Genomic DNA, 16475 nt, shown 5'->3' with positions numbered 1-16475 from the left:
TATAACAACATATTAACATATTGTTCAGTCAAAATCAACCACACCGGTAAAATCAAAATCGGGAATAAACTCGTCGCTTGCGGCCTCAAGTTCCTGAACAAAAATTTTATCAAGCCCCAAATCAAAAATATGATTAACCACCTTGTCATACTCTCTTTGGGTGAGCGGTCGATTAATTTCCTTATAATCCGACAAATCACCGCACGGCACATACTGAGCCATAACGGATATGTAAGTATCGTCAAAATTTTTTGCCAAATAATCAAGTGCTTCAACAGAAGCGTTGGTGTTTGACGGCAGCACCAAATGACGGATAATCATACCCTTTTGCATAATGCCCCTGTCATCAAAAACATCGCTTTTGACCTGTCGTTTCATCTCGGTCAAAGCCGCCTCGGCAACCTGCGGATAATTCTCCGCCTTGCTGTATTTTTTAGCTTTGTCGGGTCTTATGTACTTAAAATCAGGCAAATAAACATCTACTATTCCGTCAAAAAGCCTGAGCGTTTCAACGCTGTCATATCCCGAAGTGTTATAAACAATCGGAACGGGCGGCTTGTATTTTTCAAACACTCGCAAAAGCTGTGCCGAATAATGTGTTGGATTAACAAGGTTGATATTGTTTGCACCCTTATCAACAAGGCTTTTCATAATATCAATCAGCTTGTCATCGCTCACCTCAACGCCCTTGCAGTTATGGCTGATATCAAAATTTTGGCAAAAAACACAACCCAAATTACAACCGCTGAAAAAAATCGCACCCGAGCCGTTTTTTCCGCTGATACACGGTTCTTCCCAAAAATGGAGAGCGGCACGGGCAAGCTTAAACTTATCGGGACTTTTGCAATAGCCGAGCGTATTTTGACGGTCAACATTGCATTTTCTCGGGCACGCATTACAAATCATAGCAACGCCTTATAAATATCGTTTTTCTTAAACGAGGTGATTTTTGCAACCTCTTTTGCGGCGGCATTTGTGCTCATTCCGTCTACCATAAGCCGCTTTGCTTCCTCAACCGCCTTGTCAAACGATATTTCCTTTTCTTCAATTTTTTTGCCGTCAACTATAACAACAAATTCGCCCTTGGGTTTTTCTTCGTCAAACATTGTTGAAGCGGTTTTCAAATCGGTACGAACAACATTTTCGTACACCTTTGTAATTTCTTTTACAAGGGCAATATCACGCTCGCCGAAAACCTCGTACATATCCTTGAGCGTTTGCGTAAGTTTGTGCGGTGCTTCGTAAAAAACCATTGTGCGTTTTTCGTTTGCAAGTTCTTCAAGTTCTTCCCTGCGTTCCTTTTTGTTTGCCGACAAAAAGCCTTCAAATGTGAATTTTCTTGTATTCATACCCGATATTGCAAGTGCGGTTGCAAATGCCGTAGGTCCGGGTACGCTTTCAACATCAATATTGTTTTCGTGGCAAAGTTTTACCAAATCCTCGCCGGGGTCAGAGATTGCCGGCATACCCGCATCCGTGCAAATTGCACAGGTTTCGCCGTTTGCAAGTCGGGAGATAATCACATTCCCACGCTCATTTTTGTTGTGCTCAAAATAACTGACCATTTCTTTTTTTATGCCAAAATGATTAAGCAATTTAAGGGTTACTCGGGTATCCTCTGCGGCGATAAAATCCACGCTTTCGAGTGTTTCAACCGCTCTCGGCGAAAAGTCACCGAGGTTGCCTATCGGAGTACCCACAACATAAAGTTTTCCGCTCATTATCTGATTTTGTCCTCATATCCGTCGGCATAAGAGCCGTAAATTTCTATCATCTCGGGAGTGAATTTGCTCTCATCGTTTTTTATAATCAAAGTAGGTTCAACACGCAAAAACGGCTTTGCTCCTTTTTTGCCCTCTACCAAAAACAAAAACGGTTCTTCTCCCTGTTTATCAATAACAAAACGAAGCCTTTTCGGCTCGATTTTGTATTGACGCATTATTGCAAGTGCGTCCACCAATCTTTCGGGGCGGTGGCACATACAAAATCTGCCCATATATGTAAGCAAATACGAAGCCGCTTTAACAGCGTCCTCAATATTACAGCACACCTCGTGGCGTGCAATTCTTGCACTCTCGCCGAGTGATTCAATACCTGTGTTAACAGGCTTGTACGGCGGATTCATAGTAACAAGCGTAAAACATTCCGCCGAAAATTCCTCATTGATTTTTCTCAAATCGCAAAGATGCGGAGTAAGCCTGTCACCCAGATTATTATATTTTATCGAAGCATTAACCTGCTCAAAAGCATTTTGCTGAATGTCAAGACAATGCACGCCCGTTTGTTTTTCGTCACGCAACCACAAAAGCGGAATTATGCCGCACCCCGTACCCATATCAAGAGCTTTATCCTTATATTTAGGCTTTGCAAAATGTGACAAAAGCACCGCATCCGTGCCGAATGTGTGGTCACCGCTCACAGCAATTTTTATATTATCCGACAGTCTTTCATAATTATATTCCATAAAAATTATTATAATATATTTTAAGATTTATTACAAGCGTAATATAAAAACACTCCGTAAGTGTTGCCTTATTAATCGTAGGGGCGAACTGCGTTCGCCTCAGACTGAATACAAAACAGCTCCTCTTGTTATATTATCAAGAGGAGCCTTTTTGAATTTGATATTATAAATGTAAAACTCTGTCTTTGATTTCCTGCGTTCTGCCCTGATTCCAGAACTGAGTACCGATGTAGCCGCAAGTTCTTCTTGCAACATTCATCTTGTCCTGATCCTCATTGCCGCAGTTTGGACATCTCCAAATAAGTTTGCCGTGTTCATCCTCAACAATCTTAATTTCGCCGTCATAACCGCAACACTGACAATAGTCGCTCTTTGTGTTAAGCTCGGCATACATAATATTGTCGTAGATAAACTTCATTACCTGAATTACAGCCGGAATATTATCCTGCATATTAGGAACTTCGACATACGAGATTGCACCGCCCGGTGAAAGAGCCTGGAATTCACTCTCAAACTTGAGCTTTGTAAATGCGTCAATCTTTTCCGCAACATGAACATGGTAAGAATTTGTGATGTAATTCTTGTCTGTTACGCCCTTAATAATGCCGAATCTCTTTTGGAGGCATTTTGCAAATTTATAGGTTGTTGATTCAAGCGGAGTGCCGTAAATCGAAAAGTCAATATTTGTTTGCTTTTTCCATTTGTCGCAAGCCTCATTCATATGACGCATAACATGGAGTGCAAATTCCTTGCCGCCGTTTTCATCGGTGTGTGACTTACCCGTCATATACTTTGTACATTCATAAAGACCTGCATAGCCGAGAGAAATTGTTGAATATCCGTCATAAAGAAGTCTGTCGATAGGCTCGCCCTTGTCAAGTCGTGCAAGTGCACCGTGTTGCCACAAAATAGGAGCAGCATCCGAAAGTGTGCCCTTGAGTCTGTTGTGACGGCACATAAGTGCACGATAACAAAGTTCAAGACGCTCATCAAAGATTTCCCAAAACTTATTCATATCGCCGCCCGAAGTGCAGGCAACATCAACAAGGTTGATTGTAACAACGCCCTGATTAAATCTGCCGTAGTACTTCTTTTTGCCCTCAACATAGTTCTTTGCTCTTGCGATATTGCCAACTCCCGCTTCGGTAAATCTGTCAGGAGTGAGGAACGAACGGCAACCCATAGGAGTGTAAACATCCCCTTTGAGATTGAGCATAACTTTTTCGCTTACATAATCGGGCACCATACGCTTTGCCGTACATTTTGCGGCAAGCTCGGTAAGATAGTAAAACGGTGTATTTTCATTGATATTATCATTTTCCAAAACATAAATGAGTTTTGGGAACGCAGGAGTAATCCAAACGCCCTTTTCGTTCTTAACGCCCTTGATTCTTTGGCGGAGTGTTTCCTCAATAATAAGTGCAAGGTCTTTCTTTTCCTGCTCGTTCTTTGCTTCGTTAAGATACATAAACACGGTAACAAACGGAGCCTGACCGTTGGTTGTAAGGAGTGTTACAACCTGATACTGAATGGTCTGAACGCCTCTTGAAACCTCATCACGCAAACGCTTTTCGGTAATCTTAACAATCTTTTCTTCCGTAAGTTCACCGCCGAAATCATTTGCTTCTTCGATAACCTGTGCACGGATTTTTTCTCTGCTTATCTGCACAAACGGTGCAAGATGTGCAAGAGAAATTGACTGACCGCCGTACTGTGATGAAGCAACCTGTGCGATAATCTGTGTTGCGATATTGCAGGCTGTTGAAAAGCTGTGCGGTTTTTCAATCATTGTATCCGAAATAACTGTGCCGTTTTGGAGCATATCCTCCAAATTAACAAGGTCGCAGTTGTGCATATGCTGTGCAAAATAGTCTGCATCGTGGAAGTGAATAAGTCCGTTTTCGTGTGCTTCGACAATATCCTCAGGAAGAAGAATTCTCTTTGTAATATCCTTTGAAACCTCACCCGCCATATAGTCACGCTGAACGGAATTGACAGTTGGATTTTTATTTGAATTTTCCTGCTTAACTTCTTCGTTATTACATTCAATAAGGGACAAAATCTGATTATCGGTGGTGTTTGCCTTACGCACGAGAGAACGGGTGTAACGATATTTAACATAACGCTTTGCAACCTCAAACGCACCCTGTGCCATAATTTGGTCTTCTACAATATCCTGTATTTCCTCTACCGAAAGAGCACGGTTTGCCTTGCCGATTTTAAATTCCACATATTCGGCAATATCATTGATTTGACCCTGTGTCAACTCTTTTCTTTCACAAGCGGCATTTGCCTTTGATACGGCTATAACGATTTTGTTGAGGTCAAACTTTGCTTCCGAGCCGTTTCTCTTGATAATATTCATAAACTTCTTTCCCCTTTCAAATACTTATACCCAAGTAGTTACAACGCTGTAACTTTTCACTCGATGACAATTACAATAATAACAAAACATTGTGGCTGTGTCAATAGAATTTGGATAAAAAATACAATATATTGTGCCTAAAATTCAAATTGTAATAAATTTATACGAAATGTAGTTTTGCGTTTTTCATCAAAACCGCTGTATTACGCATAAAGCGACAACTCACCCGACAAGTAAATATTACAAATTGTAAACACCCGTAAAAACAATTATGAGCAGAAATTCTACCACTTGAAAAATATTATAAATTGTTTTAATATATATGAGAGGTATACATATGAAAAAGTCCAACAAAACCCGAAATCTTAAAATTGCAACACGAATTTCCATTGCAACGCTTGCAAGCATTATAACCTCGGTGGTTATGATAATAGCGGCAATATTGATTTTCCGTTCCCTGCTGCCCGATATATACGGAATATCAAGAGTTGAATCAAACGAGTATTCGATTATCAACCAACTGCAATGGGCACAAACGATGAGCAGCATCAACCGTGAGCTTGCCGACAACGCCACCGACAAAAAAATAAAGGAAGACTTAAACGGCATTACAAAATCCATAACCGAATTAGGCTCAAAAATATACATATCAAAAAACGGCGAAAAATATTTTTCCAACACCGAAAAGGATGAAATAAAATCCTTGGCAAGCACAATAACAGACACCTCGGGCAAGAGGAATATGTACTATTACGGAAAAAACGGACTTGTAATAAAATCTCATATAAAAACGCAAAACGGCAAATTTGTAATCAATATAGTAAACCCTAATTATACAGTAAGCGATTATTCGCTTCGCAACTCACTGCAAAGCTTTAAACTGCTTTTTACGGGCAGAAGCGGATTTATGGTACTCATGGCACTTGTTATCATCGTGGTATCAAACCTGATAATGTCACTGATAACATCACGAACAATCACGGCGCCTATCAAAAAGCTCTCGGACGGTGCAAACGAGATAGCCGGCGGCAATCTTGACTATCACATTGATTACGACAGTACAAATGAAATCGGAGTAACCGTAAAATCCATCAATGATATGACGGACAAGCTGAAATATTCAATAGAACGGCAAAGCGAAATGGCACAGTCAAGAAAAGAGATGACAGCCGGAATTGCCCACGATTTGAGAACGCCGCTTACATCTATAAAAGGCTATGTTGAAGGCTTGCGTGACGGCATTGCAAACACTCCGGAAAAGCAGGAACGATACCTGCAAACCATTTATTCTTCGGCACTTGATATGGAAAAGCTGCTTGACGAACTGCTGACGCTTTCAAAATTGGAATCAGGCAACACCCAACTTGATTTAATCAAGATTGACATAAACGAATACCTTGCCGAATACCTTGCGGAAAAAGAAAACAAATGGCAAACCGGCAACATAACGATTAAATATTCCGGTCCCAATACAAAAGGCAAAGCCTATGTTATGCTTGACCCAAACAGATTTTCAAGAGTGCTCAACAACATTATTTCAAACGCTGTCAAATACTCGTCAAAAGCACGAAAACCTGCCATTAACATCAGCCTTGAGATTTACGACAGATCAATCATCATTGCAATATCCGATAACGGCATAGGCATAAGCGAAGAAAATCTGAAGCATATTTTTGATATATTCTATCGTGCCGATCAAGCACGCACAAGGGTGCATGACGGCTCAGGCTTGGGTCTTGCGGTTTGCAAGGAAATTGTTGAACTGCACCAAGGTCACATTTGGGCAACAAGTAAAGAAGGCCACGGAACAACCATTATGATTTCACTTAACAGAGAGGACGCATAACGCTATGAACAAAAAAATTCTCATTATCGAAGATGACGAAAACATCACCTGTCTTGAAAGGGATTATCTTGAAGCACACGGCTTTGAGGTACTTTGTGCAAACGACGGATTAAAAGGACTTGAAATTGCAAAAACGGTCAATGTTGCACTTGTGCTTTTGGATGTTATGCTTCCGTCACTCAACGGGCTTGAGGTTTGCAAAAAAATCAGAGAATTCAGCAACATCCCTATTCTTCTTGTAAGTGCAAAAAAGGACGAATTTGACAAAATCAACGGTTTAGGCTTCGGTGCCGACGACTATATCGTAAAGCCGTTCAGTCCGTCAGAACTTGTGGCAAGAGTTATTGCCCACCTCAACAGATACGAAAGACTTACAAACACGGATATTAAAGAAAGTTCAATTATCGAAATCGGCGACCTTAAAATTGACAAAAAATCACGCAGAATTTATTTTGAGGACACCGAAATAACCTTTACAAATAAGGAGTTTGACCTCCTTGCAACTCTGGCTGAAAGCCCGGACAAGGTTTTTACAAAGGAAGAACTGCTCAGCAAAATCTGGAATTACGACTCAATGGGCGACACATCAACCGTAACCGTGCACATCAACAGGGTGCGTGAAAAGCTGTTTGCGGTGGACAACAATATGGAATTCATCAACACGGTTTGGGGTAAGGGTTACCGATTTAACAAATAGAAAAGACTGTCGATAAAGTTCCTGAAACACGCCAAAATATAGTCAACCGAATTACGCCTCACATTAATGTAAGCGGAGGTGGCAACACGAAGTGTTGACGGTGAATTTTAAAAAAGCTGTAAGTATCAAACTTACAGCTTTTTTAGCGTTTTTCGTTTTTTGCGAACAAGCGGTACCATCGTACAGCAATGTTCGCAAGAAAACGAAATTCAGAACCTTTCTCAACAGCCTTTGACTTCTTCGGCTGTTTCCGTCTTTTCTTCAAGCTCACTGTTTTTCTTGCTGTGAACATAACTCTTGAATGAGTTAATTGCAATGATAACGGCAAGTACGATAAGAAGAACAGCAACAACAAGCTGAATTACGCTTGCAAAAATATCCGTGCCTGCGGCAAGGGATTTAACAAGACCGATTACACGCTGAATAAGAGCGGTAAATGTTACACAAAGCATAATAATCATTGGAGGGAACAGCATCTTGTTGCTTCTGCCTGTTACCTTGAGGAATACGCAAAGTGTGATGAGAACAAGTGCACTCAAAAGCTGGTTTGCCGAACCGAAAAGCGGCCAAATTGTTTGGTAACCGATTTTTGTAAGAACAAAGCCGCAAAGAAGTGTGATGATTGTTGAAAAATATGTATTGCAAACAACCTTTCTCCAAGGCTTTGCGTGTTCCATATCGTCAACGCTGAAGAATTCCTGAAAACACATTCTGCCGATACGGGCAACGGCGTCAAGTGTTGTAAGTGCAAGAGCAGATACGCACATTGTCATAAATACCGTTGAAAAGTGAACCGAAAGACCCATCTTTTCAAAGAAACCTGCAACGCCCGATGAGAAGATTTGGAAAGGAGTACCCTCGGCAGGAACACCGTTTTTAGCGGCGGCACCGGCAACGCAAAGGGCAAGAACGGCAAGCACACTTTCAAGAATCATTGCACCGTAGCCTACTTTAAGCATATCCTTTTCATTGGCGATTGTTTTTGATGAAGTACCGGATGATACAAGTGAATGGAAGCCCGAAACCGCACCGCAGGCAACAGTTACAAACAAAATCGGGAACATTGTGCCGAGCTGTTCGTTTTTAAAGCCTGTGAATACAGGAAGGTTCATTGTAGGATGACCGATTACAAGTCCCAAAGCCGCACCGACAATCATACAAACAAACATAATTGTTGTCATATAGTCACGAGGCTGTTTCATAAGCCAAATAGGAAGAATTGCGGCAAAGAAAATATAAACAAATACAACATAACTCCATGTTGTTTTGCTGAATTCAAGCGGGAACTGCATACCCACAGCAAACGAAGCAACGATAAACACGATGCCCAAAACAGCTTCTTTCCAGCCGGAGAAGTTGAACTTCTTTTGGATAAGGCCGAAGATTACGGCAAATACCATAAACATAATCGATACCATACCTGCCGAGCCGTTTACCGAAGCGTTAGCCGCAAGTTTGCCCGTTACATCGTCAAACGCATTGAAAGTACCCGATACCATATCCGCAAATACCGCAATAATCAAGAGGGAAAAGAGCCAGCAGAAAAGTAAGAAAAGCTTTCTGCCTGTTTTACCGATGTACTTTTCAATAAGCATACCCATGGATTTACCTTGATTTTTAACCGAAGCGTAAAGTGCACCGAAGTCTGTTACCGCACCGAAGAATACACCGCCGATTAAAATCCAAAGGAGTACGGGAAGCCAGCCGAATACAGCCGCCTGAATGGCACCGGTTACAGGGCCTGCACCCGCGATTGATGAAAATTGGTGAGAAAATACGGTCCAACCGTTTGTCGGAACATAATCCTTACCGTCATTATACTTTACGGCAGGGGTTTCGGCTTTGGGGTCAACGCCCCATTTTTTTGCAAGATGTCTGCCGTAAAAGACATAACCTGCACCGAGAACAACAACAGCAATCAAAACAATTACAAGCGTGTTCATAATTTACATCTTCTTTCTCTTTTTTTACAGCCTAAATCCAAATTTGCATCGGTAAACAAAAACAAAAACCTCCGCCAAAGCGAAAATCGTTTCCGATTTTCCGCAAAGGCGAAGGCATAAATTTTAGTGCTTTCGTGTTACCACTTTGCTTGCCGACAGATGCCGACCGCTCAACCACCGTCAATAAAATTAACAGTGCCTCATATAACGGTGAGTCCCGTTTTCAACTACTCGCAATCTTTCACTGAAACTGCTTGCAGGGGAGGGCAAAGCGTGCCTGTTACTGTCTTGCACAACCGACAGCTTTCTGTAAACGGTGCTACGCAAAGTCATATCCTGTTCATTGCATTTGACTGTTTAATTTATGCTTTTATGTTAGTACCAAAAATTCGATTTGTCAAATGTTTTGGCACATTTTTGTAAGTATGAACAAATTGTAACTTAATCAAAAGCCGCCGTTTGTCTATTTTTTAACCGCTGTTCCCTCTTGACCGCGGAACACAACAAACTTGTCGTATAAAAATTCCGTAATCATATTGCAAGCCATTGTGCAACCGAGAACAATATAGTTAATAGCGGTTACATCGGCAAATTTTGCGGTAAAGTAGTTGCCCAAAATTGTGCTCACCGGTGTAAACACGCAATAAAACGCAAGAACTTTGAGCATAGCAATAGGCACATTGTTTGCCGATTTGAATGTAAACTTACGGTTGAATGTAAAATTCCAAATAACCGACAGCAAAAGTGCAATGAGATACATAGGGCCGTACTCATTTTGCATAATTTTTGCAAAAGTGGCATTTGAAGCCATCCAATTTTGAAAAACCGGAAGTTTGATAATAACCTCGCTCATAAGAGTGAAAGCCGCAACCTGAATAATACCGGCAGAAGCGGAGAACAGTGCAAATTTTACAAACTGCCAAAAACCGCCGTTGCCCTTTTCTTTCTTTTCGCTCATATAATCGATCCTTTTTATTATGGCTTTTTGCCTAAAAGCTTAAGCAAAAGTCGTCTGCATTTAACTGCAAATTTGACTATCTTTGAATTATATTCCCTGTTCATTCGGCGAACTTCGTCAATATCGCCGATTTTGTGATACTTTGCAAGTTCGTTCCTCATTGCAGTCATTTCACGAAGGTCAATGTGATGTTCCTTGTGATAGCTGTAAAGAGTTTTCTTCATAGTATCGTGACGCCACTGCATAATTTCCTCATCGGTATACTGTGATTCGTAAAGCTCGGAAGCAGTGCGGGTTTCGTGCTCTGCCTTGTCGATAAATTCCGAAATGATTTTTTCAAGATTTTCTCTGACAGGCTTGTAAGTATCGGGATTTGGAATAGGATTAAGCATATAATCCTTATACTTACCCGCGATAACATCCTCATTGAGAGCTGTATTGGCGTAGTGCTTGTACGGGTCAAGTCGAACCGAATTGAAGTTGTGACGAACCCAAAGCACCGGAGTTTCGAGTGCGATACAAGGAAGTGCACAGTGAACTCTGAAAGTAAGCACGCATTTTGCATTTTGATAAAGGTCAAGTCTTTCCTCAACCTCGGCACGCCTCTGCTCCCAAGTCATAAATTGGTCTGACGGAATAGGACGGGTAGGCGGCTCAACGATTACATCAATGCCTGTGCCCTCCATCTGCTTTTTTACAGCCTCTTCAACAGGCTTTGCAAGACCTACAAGAACAATATATTCTCTTTCTCTCGGCTTTGGCGGACGCTTTTTGAGTGTAAGGGTTACGCAACCCGAAAAGTAATTGTCTATTCCACGCTCCGAAAGACGCTCTTGTGTATAATAATCACGGCAACCGATAGGCTCAAATCTCTTGAGATATTCCTTGCCCGGTCCGCTCTCGATATATTCAAACTTTGAAGGCATACCACGAGGTCTGCCTCTTTGAATATCATTGTAGTGAAGACCTATCCACAAAGGATAAACATATTTTGACGGCGGCCAATTCCACTTTTCCCACATATACCATGCGCTCATAATGGTTGCAACCGGCTCGTCATCATCAGCCTTGAAGCTATCCATAGCCTCAATATCCACCAAATAATCGGTATGCGGCAACCATTGCTCTGCGGCATATGACTGCATATCGTCGCCGATATTTTTGGTGGTTTTTCTGTATAACACACCGTATTTCATTATGCAATACTCCTTATTTAATACTTTATATAGTATGTAAATATATTATCACACCCAACATATCATTGTCAATTATAATACTCTTTATTTTACAATGTTAATGTGCTATAATATAAAAAAGAGCGCTGAAAGGCGGACTGATTTATGAATTGGGCAGAAATAAAAACAAATGACATCGCAAACGGCGAGGGAGTAAGAACTTCCCTTTTTGTATCCGGTTGCAGACATCATTGCAAAAATTGTTTTAACGAAGTTACATGGGACTTCGGCTACGGTCATCTTTTCACCGAAGAAACCATGGAGGATATTTTCAAAAGTGTTGACCACAGCTGGATTAACGGCATATCGCTCCTCGGCGGTGAACCGTTTGAACCCGAAAATCAAAAGGTACTTGTGCCGTTTTTGGTGATGTTCCACGAAAGATTTCCTGACAAAACCGTGTGGTGCTACACCGGATTTACGCTTGAACAAATTCTCGGTTGTACGGAAGAAAAAAGCCGTGCCGCAACCGACATCAGCAAGGAAATGCTGTCGCTTATTGACATACTTGTTGACGGCCCGTATGTGGAAGATTTGCACTCAATCACGCTGAAATTCCGCGGTTCATCCAATCAAAGAGTAATCGACATAAAGAAAACCATCAAAGAACAAAAAATCGTGCTTTACCTTGAATAAGCACGATGTTGACAAAATAAAATAATTGATATATAATAAGAATAGATAAGGAGCTTGCCCGATAGACGGTTAGCCCTCATCAAAAGTTGATTATGAAATAATCGCCAACTTTTAGCGGGGTTGGGCGGTTATTTTTTTATTGCAAGATCGACAGACTAAAAAACTCGGAGCAGATGCTCCGAGTTTTGTTTTGGGTTATTGATTAGCCAAGTTCTGAGAAGTACTTGATTGTTCTAACCATCTGTGATGTGTATGAGTTTTCGTTGTCATACCATGAAACAACCTGAACTTCATATGTGTCATCAGCAACTTTAAGAACCATTGTCTGAGTTGCGTCGAAGAGTGAACCGTATCTCATACCAACGATATCTGAAGAAACGATTTCATCAGTGTTGTAACCGAATGATTCTGTAGCTTCAGCCTTCATAGCTGCGTTGATAGCTTCAACAGTAACTTCCTTGTCTGTCTTGATAACAGCTGTAAGGATTGTTGTTGAACCTGTTGGAGTAGGAACTCTCTGAGCAGAACCGATAAGCTTGCCGTTGAGTTCAGGAATTACAAGACCGATTGCCTTTGCAGCACCTGTTGAGTTAGGTACGATGTTAACAGCAGCAGCTCTTGATCTTCTGAGGTCGCCCTTTCTCTGAGGACCGTCAAGTGTCATCTGATCGCCTGTGTAAGCGTGGATTGTGCACATGATACCGCTCTGGATAGGAGCAAAATCGTTGAGAGCCTTAGCCATAGGAGCAAGGCAGTTTGTTGTGCAAGATGCAGCAGAAATAACTGTATCTTCAGCTGTAAGTGTATCGTGGTTTACATTGTAAACGATTGTAGGAAGATCGTTACCTGCAGGAGCAGAAATAACTACCTTACGAGCACCTGCCTTAACGTGAGCAGAAGCCTTTTCTTTTGATGTGTAGAAACCTGTGCATTCAAGTACAACGTCTACGCCAAGTTCGCCCCAAGGAAGTTCTGAAGCGTCAGCCTTTGCATAAATCTTAATTTCCTTACCGTCAACGATGATAGAATCATCTGTAGCTGATACTGTATCAGCAAGAGCATACTTACCCTGTGATGAATCGTACTTCAAAAGATGAGCAAGCATCTTTGGGCTTGTAAGATCGTTGATTGCAACAACTTCGTAACCTTCTGCGCCGAACATCTGGCGGAAAGCAAGACGACCGATACGGCCGAAACCATTAATAGCAACTTTTACCATTGGATTATACCTCCGAAAATTAAATTAATTAAATAAATTGCTTTATTTTATTGCACTATTATTTTATACTGTTTAATCCCAATAATCAAGTGAAAATATGATTTTTTACAGATTATACAAAAACAATCTATATACCCCACACATATTATGTTAATTTTGTAACAATCTGCAAAATTTTGGTGATATTTTAACCGATTTGCAAGCCCTATCACCACGATTTCCCCTAACCTATTATATAATTTATTATCGTGTTGGAAACGAGCATACCTTTTGGGGTCAATGCAATTCGCTCGCCGAGGTCGGCAACATATCCCATTTTGACAAGTTCGGCAAAATCTCGGTCAACAAGTGATTTGTCAATTCCCCTTGCAAGGCGAAGTCCGAGCATAATTTGTTCTTCTTTGTCGCCGCCCGTGCCGTCATTGATTTTGTTCCACTCTCTGTCGTAGAAAAATCTTTTGCCGCCCCAAAAACTGTGAGCCGACTTTCCTATGCCGAGGTACGGGGTCAAAGTCCAATATTTCGTGTTGTGCCTGCTCTCAAATCCCGGCACGGCAAAATTGCTGATTTCGTACTGCTCAATTCCGAACGAAGCGAGAGTGTCAACGGTTTTGAGATACATTTCGCCCACCGTGTCGTCATCGGGCAAAACAAGTCGGTCACGCATTTGATAGAACTTTGTGCCCTCTTCGATTTTGAGCATATATGCCGACACATGCGGCACGCCCATACTTTTGATAAAATCAAACGAATAATCAAGCGAGGCGAGTGTTTGCTTTGGTGTGCCGAGCATAAGGTCAAGGCTGATGTTTTCTATCCCCGACTGCCTTGCATAATTTATCGTGCGTTCAACTTCGTTCTTCCCTGCCGCTCTGCCGAGTACAAAGCGTTCGCTGTCAACCGCACTTTGCATACCGAGGCTTATACGATTAACACCGTACGAAGCGTATTTTTTGAAATCCTCGGACAAATCCTTGCTTGGATTACATTCCACGGTAACTTCCGCATCATCGGATATATCAAACCGTTTCCTTGCACAATCAAGGATTTTGCCGATTAACTCGGGCGGCAAAATACTCGGAGTGCCGCCACCGAAATAAACAGTATCAAAGACACCTTGATACTGCTTAATTTCATTACATATTTCTTGAACATATTGCCGTGCAGACGCTTCGTCAAACTTCACGCTGTAAAAATCGCAATACGGACACTTATTTTTGCAAAACGGAATGTGAAAATACAATCCCGAACGCTCGTTATTCATAATTAACCCTTTTTGGCTCTGTTTTCAGCCTTTAATCTGAGTTCCTTGCTGAGAATTGTTTTACGCAAGCGAATTGATTTTGGAGTAACCTCAAGAAGTTCGTCATCTGCCAAGAATTCCATGCTCTGTTCAAGCGAAAGAGTGGTTGGCGGAACAAGCTTGAGTGCTTCGTCAGAACCGCTTGCACGGGTGTTTGTAACATGCTTTTTCTTGCAGACATTGCATACAATATCCTCGTCCTTTGCACATTCGCCGACAATCATACCCTCGTAAACATCAACGCCCGGACCAACAAACAAGCGACCTCTGTCCTGTGTGTTCCAAAGTCCATAGCCTGTTGTTGTGCCTGTTTCGTGAACTACGATTGAGCCACGGCTTCTTGTTTCGATATCGCCGTGCCATTCTTCATAACCTGCAAAAAGCTGGTTCATAATACCATTGCCGTTGGTATCGGTCAAAAATTCGCTTCTGTAGCCGATAAGACCTCTTGACGGAATTTTGATTTCCATATGAGTCATACCCGTAGGACGGGTATCCATATTAATCATTTCGCCCTTGCGTGAGCAAAGTTTTGTCATAACGGCACCGACATATTCCTCCGGCACCTCGATAATAGCGGTTTCCATAGGTTCAAGCACCTTACCGTTGGCATCCGTCTTTGTGATAACTTGTGGACGGGAAACCTGGAATTCGTAATTTTCTCTTCTCATAGTTTCAATAAGAATTGAAAGGTGAAGTTCGCCTCTGCCCGAAACTTTGAAGGTGTCCATAGAATCGGTTTCTTCAACACGCATGGAAACATTGGTTTCAACCTCTTTAAAAAGTCTGTCACGGAGATTACGGGAAGTTACATACTTGCCCTCTCTGCCTGCAAACGGTGAATCGTTAACGATAAAGTTCATGCTGATTGTAGGCTCATCAATTTTTACAAACGGAAGCGGTTCAATATGCTCCGGGTCGCAAGCGGTTTCGCCGATGTTGAGGTCGGCAATGCCGGCAACCGAAACAAGGTCACCGAATTCGGCACTGTCGCAAGCAACTCTTTTAAGTCCTTCAAACTGATACATTTTTGAAAACTTTACATTTTCCTGTGTTCCGTCCTGACGGCAAAGAACATAAGGAGTGTTGACATTGATTGTGCCTCTTTCAACTCTGCCGACACCGATTCTGCCTACATAATCGTCATATTCAAGTGACGAGAACAAAATCTGAGCAGGACCCTCAGGGTCGCCGACAGGTGACGGAATGTATTCCAAAATAGCATCCAAAAGCGGACGCATATCGCCCTCACGAACATTAGGGTCAAGTGACGAATAGCCGTCCCTTGCCGAAGCATAAACAACAGGAAAATCAATTTGGTCATCGTCTGCTCCGAGTTCAATGAAAAGGTCAAGAACTTCGTCAATAACCTCTTCCGGTCTTGCACCGTCACGGTCAATCTTGTTAACAACAACAAGCGGAGTTTTATGTAAACCGAGTGCTTTTTTGAGTACAAAACGGGTTTGAGGCATACAGCCCTCAAAAGCGTCAACTACAAGCAAAACACCGTCTACCATAGTGAGAATACGCTCAACCTCGCCACCGAAATCAGCGTGTCCCGGGGTATCAACGATATTAATTTTTGTGTTTTTATAATGAATTGATGTGTTCTTTGAAAGAATTGTAATGCCTCTTTCCTTTTCAAGGTCGTTTGAGTCCATTACTCTTTCCTGAACAACCTCGTTGTCACGGAAAATACCGCTTTGGTGCAGCATTTCATCTACAAGAGTTGTTTTGCCGTGGTCAACGTGAGCAATAATCGCAATATTTTTTATATCTTTTCTTTCTTCTTTTGCCACAATAATGCCT

General features: G+C 41.7%; 13 protein-coding genes. 3 read left to right on the top strand and 10 right to left on the bottom strand.

Annotated features, from left to right (window positions below; genetic code table 11):
* Positions 1-24: 24 nt before the first annotated feature.
* The 4 genes from Q0E08_RS01675 to nrdD all read right to left on the bottom strand — a co-directional run bounded on the left by Q0E08_RS01675 (position 25) and on the right by nrdD (position 4829).
* Complete coding sequence (locus tag Q0E08_RS01675) at positions 25-906, bottom strand: radical SAM protein (RefSeq protein WP_294775489.1); 882 nt, start codon at positions 904-906, stop codon at positions 25-27.
* Positions 903-1721 carry a 16S rRNA (cytidine(1402)-2'-O)-methyltransferase gene (rsmI, locus tag Q0E08_RS01670; RefSeq protein WP_294775487.1) on the bottom strand — a complete coding sequence of 273 codons (819 nt, stop codon included), beginning with the start codon at positions 1719-1721 and terminating at the stop codon, positions 903-905. Before rsmI ends, Q0E08_RS01675 begins: the two co-directional genes overlap by 4 nt.
* The gene (locus tag Q0E08_RS01665; protein ID WP_290912039.1) at positions 1721-2464 is read right to left on the bottom strand and encodes a tRNA1(Val) (adenine(37)-N6)-methyltransferase; all 744 of its coding nucleotides are present in this window, start codon (positions 2462-2464) and stop codon (positions 1721-1723) included. Before Q0E08_RS01665 ends, rsmI begins: the two co-directional genes overlap by 1 nt.
* 163 nt (positions 2465-2627) lie before the next feature.
* Entirely contained in the window at positions 2628-4829 is a 2202-nt protein-coding gene (gene nrdD, locus Q0E08_RS01660; RefSeq protein ID WP_294775484.1) for an anaerobic ribonucleoside-triphosphate reductase, read from the bottom strand.
* 337 nt (positions 4830-5166) lie between these two features.
* On the opposite strand from nrdD, the gene Q0E08_RS01655 reads away from it, so the two are divergent.
* Both Q0E08_RS01655 and Q0E08_RS01650 read left to right on the top strand, forming a co-directional pair.
* Positions 5167-6675 carry a HAMP domain-containing sensor histidine kinase gene (locus Q0E08_RS01655; protein ID WP_294775482.1) on the top strand — a complete coding sequence of 503 codons (1509 nt, stop codon included), beginning with the start codon at positions 5167-5169 and terminating at the stop codon, positions 6673-6675.
* Positions 6676-6679: 4 nt separating this feature from the next.
* Positions 6680-7372, top strand: coding sequence for a response regulator transcription factor (locus Q0E08_RS01650; RefSeq protein ID WP_294775480.1), 693 nt, complete (start codon positions 6680-6682; stop codon positions 7370-7372).
* A 221-nt stretch (positions 7373-7593) separates the two neighbouring features.
* Here the strand turns inward: Q0E08_RS01650 and Q0E08_RS01645 are convergent, their stop codons facing one another.
* The 3 genes from Q0E08_RS01645 to Q0E08_RS01635 all read right to left on the bottom strand — a co-directional run bounded on the left by Q0E08_RS01645 (position 7594) and on the right by Q0E08_RS01635 (position 11469).
* A complete protein-coding gene (locus Q0E08_RS01645) occupies positions 7594-9315 on the bottom strand; it encodes a carbon starvation protein A (RefSeq protein ID WP_294775477.1) in 1722 nt (573 codons plus the stop codon).
* A gap of 463 nt (positions 9316-9778) precedes the next feature.
* On the bottom strand, positions 9779-10273 hold the full coding sequence (locus tag Q0E08_RS01640) for a GtrA family protein (RefSeq protein WP_294775474.1): 495 nt from the start codon (positions 10271-10273) through the stop codon (positions 9779-9781).
* A 17-nt stretch (positions 10274-10290) separates the two neighbouring features.
* Positions 10291-11469 (bottom strand): polysaccharide pyruvyl transferase family protein, encoded by a 1179-nt coding sequence (locus tag Q0E08_RS01635; protein ID WP_294775471.1) that lies wholly within the window; start codon positions 11467-11469, stop codon positions 10291-10293.
* A gap of 144 nt (positions 11470-11613) precedes the next feature.
* Here Q0E08_RS01635 and nrdG point away from each other — a divergent pair, with 144 nt between their 5' ends.
* Positions 11614-12144, top strand: coding sequence for an anaerobic ribonucleoside-triphosphate reductase activating protein (gene nrdG / locus Q0E08_RS01630; protein WP_294775468.1), 531 nt, complete (start codon positions 11614-11616; stop codon positions 12142-12144).
* A 202-nt stretch (positions 12145-12346) separates the two neighbouring features.
* On the opposite strand, the gene gap is transcribed toward nrdG, so the two are convergent.
* From gap to typA, 3 genes are all read right to left on the bottom strand, one after another.
* Positions 12347-13363 (bottom strand): type I glyceraldehyde-3-phosphate dehydrogenase, encoded by a 1017-nt coding sequence (gene gap / locus Q0E08_RS01625; protein ID WP_288527449.1) that lies wholly within the window; start codon positions 13361-13363, stop codon positions 12347-12349.
* 223 nt (positions 13364-13586) lie between these two features.
* Positions 13587-14627: a radical SAM family heme chaperone HemW gene (gene hemW, locus Q0E08_RS01620; protein WP_294775464.1), complete on the bottom strand. Its 1041-nt coding sequence runs from the start codon at positions 14625-14627 to the stop codon at positions 13587-13589.
* Positions 14628-14629: 2 nt separating this feature from the next.
* Positions 14630-16465, bottom strand: a complete 1836-nt coding sequence (gene typA, locus Q0E08_RS01615) for a translational GTPase TypA (RefSeq protein WP_294775462.1) — start codon at positions 16463-16465, stop codon at positions 14630-14632.
* Positions 16466-16475 lie beyond the last annotated feature (10 nt).

Source organism: uncultured Eubacterium sp. (assembly GCF_934561735.1).
GTDB lineage: Bacteria > Bacillota > Clostridia > Oscillospirales > Acutalibacteraceae > Eubacterium_R.
This window is presented reverse-complemented; position numbering and strand designations above follow the sequence as displayed.